13 protein-coding genes are annotated in these 6,730 nt (G+C 62.1%); 7 read left to right on the top strand and 6 right to left on the bottom strand.

The window, feature by feature from the left end; genetic code table 11:
• Positions 1 to 280: 280 nt before the first annotated feature.
• Positions 281 to 757 carry a VOC family protein gene (locus AC1DWF_RS28760; RefSeq protein WP_476785499.1) on the bottom strand — a complete coding sequence of 159 codons (477 nt, stop codon included), beginning with the start codon at positions 755 to 757 and terminating at the stop codon, positions 281 to 283.
• 173 nt (positions 758 to 930) lie between these two features.
• Here AC1DWF_RS28760 and AC1DWF_RS28765 point away from each other — a divergent pair, with 173 nt between their 5' ends.
• The 4 genes from AC1DWF_RS28765 to AC1DWF_RS28780 are packed head-to-tail and all read left to right on the top strand — an operon-like array spanning position 931 to position 2,349.
• The gene (locus AC1DWF_RS28765) at positions 931 to 1,254 is read left to right on the top strand and encodes an ArsR/SmtB family transcription factor (protein WP_476789364.1); all 324 of its coding nucleotides are present in this window, start codon (positions 931 to 933) and stop codon (positions 1,252 to 1,254) included.
• Positions 1,251 to 1,661, top strand: a complete 411-nt coding sequence (locus AC1DWF_RS28770) for an SRPBCC family protein (protein WP_476785497.1) — start codon at positions 1,251 to 1,253, stop codon at positions 1,659 to 1,661. The genes AC1DWF_RS28765 and AC1DWF_RS28770 overlap by 4 nt, the downstream gene beginning before the upstream one ends.
• Before the next feature lie 47 nt (positions 1,662 to 1,708).
• Positions 1,709 to 1,933 carry a hypothetical protein gene (locus AC1DWF_RS28775; protein WP_476785496.1) on the top strand — a complete coding sequence of 75 codons (225 nt, stop codon included), beginning with the start codon at positions 1,709 to 1,711 and terminating at the stop codon, positions 1,931 to 1,933.
• Positions 1,933 to 2,349 (top strand): DUF1801 domain-containing protein, encoded by a 417-nt coding sequence (locus AC1DWF_RS28780; protein WP_476785495.1) that lies wholly within the window; start codon positions 1,933 to 1,935, stop codon positions 2,347 to 2,349. Before AC1DWF_RS28775 ends, AC1DWF_RS28780 begins: the two co-directional genes overlap by 1 nt.
• Positions 2,350 to 2,377: 28 nt before the next feature.
• On the opposite strand, the gene AC1DWF_RS28785 is transcribed toward AC1DWF_RS28780, so the two are convergent.
• The 5 genes from AC1DWF_RS28785 to AC1DWF_RS28805 form a co-directional block, all read right to left on the bottom strand.
• The gene (locus tag AC1DWF_RS28785; RefSeq protein ID WP_476785494.1) at positions 2,378 to 2,866 is read right to left on the bottom strand and encodes a GDP-mannose 4,6-dehydratase; all 489 of its coding nucleotides are present in this window, start codon (positions 2,864 to 2,866) and stop codon (positions 2,378 to 2,380) included.
• Complete coding sequence (locus AC1DWF_RS28790; protein ID WP_476785493.1) at positions 2,845 to 3,072, bottom strand: hypothetical protein; 228 nt, start codon at positions 3,070 to 3,072, stop codon at positions 2,845 to 2,847. Before AC1DWF_RS28790 ends, AC1DWF_RS28785 begins: the two co-directional genes overlap by 22 nt.
• On the bottom strand, positions 3,069 to 3,416 hold the full coding sequence (locus tag AC1DWF_RS28795; RefSeq protein ID WP_476789365.1) for a glycosyltransferase: 348 nt from the start codon (positions 3,414 to 3,416) through the stop codon (positions 3,069 to 3,071). Before AC1DWF_RS28795 ends, AC1DWF_RS28790 begins: the two co-directional genes overlap by 4 nt.
• 128 nt (positions 3,417 to 3,544) lie before the next feature.
• Entirely contained in the window at positions 3,545 to 4,507 is a 963-nt protein-coding gene (gene dmeF, locus AC1DWF_RS28800; RefSeq protein WP_476785491.1) for a CDF family Co(II)/Ni(II) efflux transporter DmeF, read from the bottom strand.
• Positions 4,504 to 4,776, bottom strand: a complete 273-nt coding sequence (locus AC1DWF_RS28805; protein ID WP_476785490.1) for a metal/formaldehyde-sensitive transcriptional repressor — start codon at positions 4,774 to 4,776, stop codon at positions 4,504 to 4,506. Before AC1DWF_RS28805 ends, dmeF begins: the two co-directional genes overlap by 4 nt.
• A gap of 152 nt (positions 4,777 to 4,928) precedes the next feature.
• Between AC1DWF_RS28805 and AC1DWF_RS28810 the strand changes: the two genes are divergently transcribed.
• From AC1DWF_RS28810 to AC1DWF_RS28820, 3 genes are all read left to right on the top strand, one after another.
• The gene (locus AC1DWF_RS28810; protein WP_476842356.1) at positions 4,929 to 5,714 is read left to right on the top strand and encodes an SDR family NAD(P)-dependent oxidoreductase; all 786 of its coding nucleotides are present in this window, start codon (positions 4,929 to 4,931) and stop codon (positions 5,712 to 5,714) included.
• A 228-nt stretch (positions 5,715 to 5,942) separates the two neighbouring features.
• Positions 5,943 to 6,116, top strand: a complete 174-nt coding sequence (locus AC1DWF_RS28815; protein WP_476787250.1) for a hypothetical protein — start codon at positions 5,943 to 5,945, stop codon at positions 6,114 to 6,116.
• A 30-nt stretch (positions 6,117 to 6,146) separates the two neighbouring features.
• A partial coding sequence (locus AC1DWF_RS28820) for a DJ-1/PfpI family protein (RefSeq protein WP_476842357.1) occupies positions 6,147 to 6,730 on the top strand: 584 nt, incomplete at its 3' end.

Here is a 6,730-nt window from a genome sequence, read left to right on the forward strand (position 1 = left end):
GTCGCGTGCCGACCGACAGCCCACTACTGTGGTGAGTCAGCTTTTGGACGATCTCCGAGATGATCGAAATGACCGAGATGAGGTCGAGAGCAGACGCCATCTCCTCTCGACGCAACGGCGTCAAACGGGCATTCTTGAGGATGTTCATTCGGACCCTCCGGTGAGTGCTGAAGCTTGGTAACTCCAGTCTCCTCGGTCCGGTCCGAATGGACAACCAATTGAATACTCACAACTAGGCGCCGGCATCGTAGTCAGGCTGCAACAGGGCAGGCTAGGACCGTCAGCCGCGCCGCGCCGCCTCGATCGCGGCGACGTCGATCTTCCTCATCTCCATCATCGCGGCGAATGCGCGYTTTGCTTCGCCACCGCCTGCAGCCAGCGCCTCGGTCAGCACGCGCGGCGTGATCTGCCAGGAGATGCCCCATTTGTCCTTGCACCAGCCGCAGTCACTTTCCTGGCCGCCATTGCCGACGATGGCGTTCCAGTAGCGGTCGGTCTCTTGCTGGTCGTCGGTGGCGATCTGGAACGAGAAGGCTTCGTTATGTTTGAACATCGGCCCGCCATTGAGACCGAGACAGGGGATGCCCGCGACCGTGAAGTCCACCGTCAGCACGTCGCCGGCCTTGCCGGACGGGTAGTCGCCGGGAGCGCGGTGAACGGCACTGACCGAACTGTTCGGAAAGGTCTCGGCGTAGAAGCGGGCTGCGGACTCGGCGTCCTTGTCGTACCAGAGGCAGATCGTGTTCTTGGCCGTCATTGCTTGTCCTCCCGTTTTTGATGCCCGTTCCCGCCGGTTTCGCAATGGCTGAAAGGCTATAGCAGCATCGGTGCCGGGTCGAGGACCTGCGCCATCAGTCCTGACATCACCACCCATTGACGAACTCATACCCGATTGGCTATGAGTTATTCATAGTCAATCGGGTATGAGTTATGTCTCAGCTTCACGACGCCGTGTTCCGCGCGCTTTCCGATCCCACGCGCCGCGGGCTGTTCGAGCGTCTTTGCCGCGAGGGGGATACATCAGTCGTGGGACTGCTGTCTGATGCCGGCGTCTCGCAGCCGGTGGTTTCCAAACATCTCAAAATACTGAAGGCTGCGGGGCTGGTGCGCGACCGGCACGAAGGCCGCTACACCTATTACAGCGCCGAGCGCGATGCACTCAGGTCGCTGATCGACTGGACGACCGAGATGACCGGCTTCTGGCACGACCGCTTCGACGATCTCGACAATCTGCTCAAGAGGATGGACCAATGACCGAAACGATGGAAACGACACGCTCAGTCGTGGTCGAGCGTGAATTCCCCCACCCGCCGGAAAAGCTCTGGCGCGCGCTCACCCAATCCCATCTCATCGCCGAATGGCTGATGAACAACGATTTCATCCCCGAAGCAGGCCGCCGCTTCACGCTTTCCGCCGACTGGGGTCAGGTCGATTGCGAAGTCGAGATTGTCGAGCCGAACCGCTCGCTCGCCTATCGCTGGGACACCAAGGACCTCAGGAGCGTCGTCACCTGGACGCTCGCCCCCACCGCTTCAGGCACCAGACTGCGCATGGAGCAGCGCGGTTTCACCACCGCCCAAAAATCCTATTTCCAGGGCGCGACAGTCGGCTGGCCGCGCTTCATCGCCGCGCTGGGTGACGTCGTGGCAAAACTGGACTGACCGTCGCCTCGCCGGGGCACCGTCAATCGAATTCCGGGAATATTGCAATGAACTCAGTGATCCGCACCGTCCATCGCTGGACCGCGCTCGTCTTCAGCCTGATCGTCGCATCGATCTTTGCCGGCATGGCCCTCACCACCTTGCCCGAGTGGTTCTACTACCTGCCCCTGCCGCCGCTCGCCATACTGATCCCGACCGGCATCTACATGTTCTTCCTGCCCTATTTCGGCGGCGGGCAGGACGCTTTGCCGGCTGCAAAGGGCCACGCCTGATGGCCAAGGATGCGGCACCCAAGCTGCTGTCAGGCGGCAACCCGCAGATCGCGAAGGGCTACGGCGACGCCGTCGTCCAGTCCTATATCGACGCCATGCCAGGCTGGAAACAGGACGTTGGCCGCCGCCTCGACGCGCTGATCTCCGAAGCGGTTCCAGGCGTCACCAAGGCCGTGAAGTGGAACTCGCCTTTTTACGGCATGCAGGAAGGCATCTGGTTCCTCGGATTCCACTGCCTGACCAAATACGTCAAGGTCGCGTTCTTCAAGGGAGCGTCGCTTTCGCCACTGCCATCCGGTACCTCCGAGCAGGCCGACGTGCGCTATCTCGACATCTATGAAGGCCGCCCGTTCGACGAGCGACAGTTCTCCGACTGGGTCAGGCAGGCAAGCGCCTTGCCAGGCGAAAAGATGTGAGGCGCTCCGATCTGACAGATGCCATTCCTCAATGGGCCAATTGAAAGGCTGCCTTTTCACGAACGAGGTCGGCCGAAACCATCATCTGCGACAGCTGCGCTACCGTTGTAGCGGGCTTCCAATCCAGTATCCGCCCCGCCTTGGCCGGGCTGCCAAGCAGGAGATCGACCTCCGAAGGCCGGCGGAATGTCGGATCGATATGGACAAGCTGGCGCTTGGTCTCGGAACATTGGCCCACTTCGTTGTCCCCGGCCCCAACCCAATCAAGATCGATCCCTGCCGCCGCGAAGGATTGGGTGGCAAAATCCCGGACGGTGGTGGCGACACCCGTTGCGAGAACGAAGGTATTGGGCTCCTCCGCCTGGAGCATGCGCCACATGCCGTCGACGAACTCGCCCGCAAATCCCCAGTCGCGCTTGGCGTCGAGATTGCCCAGTGTCATGCGGGACTGCAGGCCAAGCCGGATACGGGCCGCGCCGACACTGATCTTGCGTGTCACGAATTCCTGGCCACGCAACGGCGACTCGTGATTGAACAGGATGCCGGAGCTTGCAAAGATCCCATAGGACTCCCGATGCCGAAATCTTCCTCCGCCATGAAAATGAAGGCCTTCGCTTCCTGCATATGCTTGAGGAGGATGTTGTCGGGCTGATAGCCGAGGACGGAGACATTGAGGCCGGCCTTTTTCAAGGCATCCTTGTATTGCGGTCCGTCGCCGATCACGACCAGCTTCTTGTCCGGCGCCGGAAGGCCTCGATGATCAGCGGTATCTTCTTGTAAGGCACCATGCGTGAAGAGGTGAAATAATAGTCGCCCTTCGTTTGGCCGATCTGGAAATACTTCGTATCCACGCCGGGATAAATGACGTCCGAGTTCCTCCGGTAAGCCTTCCAGATTCGACGTCCGATATAGTGCGAACAGGCGATGAAATGGTCGACGCCATTTGCAGTCCGGGTATCCCAGATCCGGGCCCTGTGCAGCACCGCCCTGGCTACGACACCCCGAGGCTTGCCATCGAAACCTTGTTCCCTGAGGTATTGATGCTGCAGATCCCAAGCATATCGCATCGGCGTGTAGCAGGCTTCGCCGCGCGCTACTACTTTCGAAGCTGTTGTTGAAATGAGCCGATACGGCGGACGACGGCAGCCTTGGCAAATCCAGGGCCTGTTGACAGCATGCGGCGGCGGCTCGAATGCTACGCCGGCTGCACCTCGATCGTCACATGCGACAGGTCGTGGATATGGGCGAGCCTCGACTTGTAGGTCTCAGGCGTCGCCGGCGCGCTCGACTTGAGCGATACGATCGCTGCGTGATGACCGGGCCCGACCTGCCAGACATGCAGGTCGGTGATCACGTCCTTGTCCGATTGCACCGCCTCGCGGATTTCCGCCGGCAGGTCCTCGCCCAGCGGTGTGTAGTCGACCAGCACGCGGCCGGCGTCGCGGATCAACGTCCACGACCAGCGCGCGATGACAAGCGCGCCCACGATGCCGATCGCCGGGTCGAGCCACAGCCAGCCATAGATCGCCCCCGCGATCAACGCGCCGATCGCCAGCACCGAGGTCAGCGCATCGGCCAGCACATGCACATAGGCGGCGCGCAGATTGTTGTCGTGCCCGCCATGGGAGTGACCATGGTCATGCTGATGGCCGTGGTCGCTGTCATGCAGCAGCCAGGCGCTGGCAAGGTTCACCGCAAGCCCAGCCACTGCAATCATGATCGCTTCACGGAAATTGATATGCACCGGGGCAAACAGCCGGCCAACGCTCTCCCAGCCGATCAGGATCGCCACGATCGCCAGGATCACCGCGCTGGCGAAAGCCGCGAGGTCGCCGATCTTGCCGGTGCCGAAGGTGAAACGCGGATTATGCGCCTGCCTGCGCGCGAACACATATGCAAGGGCTGCGATCAGCATCGCCGCCGCGTGCGTCGACATGTGCCAGCCATCGGCCACTAGCGCCATCGAGCCGTAGATCGTGCCGGCGACGATCTCCACCACCATCATCGTCGTCGCCAGCGCGATGACGAACATCGTGCGTCGCGCGTTGCGGTCGTGACGGTCGCCCAAAAAGACGTGTTCATGCGCCGCCGCGAAAGGCGCATGCGGATGAACATGATGGTGGTCATGCCCGTGCGGGTGCGGATGGGCGTGGGTCATTTCAAATAGGTCCTGATGACATCGATCAGCTCTTCGCCGCCGCGCTGGCGTTCCCTTGGGTCGGCCGGCTCGAGCACGTGGTCGCGGATATGATCTTCCATCAGTTCCGCCGTCAGCCCGCCGACGGCGCCGCGCACGGACGCGACCAGTTGCAGCACGTCAGCACAGCCAAGCTCAGCCTCAAGCGCCCGTTCGACCGCCTCAACCTGGCCCTTGATGCGGCGAACCCGCGCCAGCAGCTTGGCTTTTTCCTTGATCACATGCGACATCGCCGCCTCCTATAATATAGGGGGGTATCCTATTTTATCTTGAAGCTGGCGGCAATGCACAATCGAGGCGAACACCTGTGACCATCCGTTGACCCCACCGCCCCTTCCCGCCACTGTCGCGACTGGATTCGGCAAAATGGCAGGAGCGCTCCATGAAGCTCGACGGCAAGACGGCGATCATCACGGGTGGCGCCAGGGGCATCGGCTATGCCATTGCCGAGCGCTTCCTCAACGAAGGCGCGCGCGTGGTCATCGCCGACATCGATCAGGAGCAAGGTGTCGCCGCCGAACGCGACCTCGCAAAGCTCGGCCAGATGCGTTTCGTCCGCGCCGACGTCGGCAAGCGCCTCGACGTCCACAATCTGGTCGCCTCGACCATCGATGCTTTCGGCGACGTCGACATCCTGGTCAACAACRCCGGCATCACCCATCAGGCGGACTTCCTCGATGTCACCGAAGACGACTTCGATCATGTGTTGCGCGTCAACCTCAAGGGCGCCTTCCTCGCAGGGCAGGCGGCGGCGCGTTTCATGGTCGACAAGGTCAAGTCGGGTGGCGCGCCCGGTGCCATCATCAATATGTCCTCGATCAACGCGGTTGTCGCCATCGCCGACCAGGTGCCCTATGCCGTGTCCAAGGGCGGCATAACCCAGCTGACAACGGTCATGGCGCTGGGGCTCGCGCCATACGGCATCCGCGTCAACGCCATTGGTCCCGGCTCGATCTCCACCGACATGCTGGCCCGCGCCAAGGCCGATCCGGCGGCGAAGGCCCGCATTCTGTCGCGCACCCCGCTCGGGCGCATCGGCGAGCCCGAGGAGATCGCCGCCATCGCCGCTTTCCTCGCCTCCGACGACGCCAGCTACATCACCGGCCAGACCATTTTCGCCGATGGCGGCCGGCTCGCGCTTAACTACACGGTTCCTTTCAAAGGCTGACCAAGCAGCCGGCTGGGTGTCTTGAGATTCAGGTCAGCCGAGCCGAAAATGGCAGATTCCGAGAACCGGCGCGGAGCGTACATTCAGGTACATGAGCACCGGAAGCGCAGGTATCTGCCAATTGCAGGCCGGCCTCACCTGAATCCCAAGACACCCCAGCCCTCCTGACAGACTGCTGTCAGGAGGGCTGTGCGATACTCCTCCCATTCAAGATAAGGAGGAGCCGTCATGAACACGTTCACGCCTGACATTTTTCGCGCCATCAGGCACTATGCCGGCAAGGTCAGGACCATGCACAATGAGATCCGCACCCAACGCTTCATGAACGCGCTGCCCAACGATATCCGCAAGGACATCGGCTGGCCCGACCGCTTCATGTCGCGCGGCAGCGACCGCAACTGACGCCCAAAAGCCTGACAGAAGGACACACCAATGACCGCCTCCAAAACCATCGGCGTCTTGTTCATCGAAGGCTATGCCGATTGGGAATACGGCCTGCTTGCCGCATCGGCGGTCGAATGGTTCGGCGCGCGTGCTGTCGCGATTTCGCCCCATGCCTCACCGCTGACCTCGATCGCCGGCTTCAGCCTCAGCGCCAAGCGCAGCGCCAATCCGGCGGAAAACCAGGATCTCGACGCTGTCGCGGTCATCGGTTCGGATGGCTGGGCCGACAAAGGCGCCCCCGACGTCTCGCCACTGCTCAAGGCGGTCGCCGCGCGTGGCGGTGTGGTCGGCGGCATCTGCGCCGGCACGCTGGCGCTCGCCCGCTCCGGCCTGTTCGAAGCCGTCAGGCACACCAGCAACGGCCGCGACTGGATCCTTCGCCACGAGCCGGTCTATGCCGGTGTTGCGAGTTACCAGGATGTGCCGCACGCCGTTGCCGACAAGAAGATCGTCTCCGCACCAGGCTCGGCGCCGGGCACCTTCGCGACGGCCTTCCTACAAACGCTATATCCAGAGCAGGGCGACCAGATCGGCGAGATGCGCGCCATGTTCGCGCGCGAGCATGCCATGGT

Source organism: Aminobacter sp. P4_D5 (assembly GCF_056401815.1).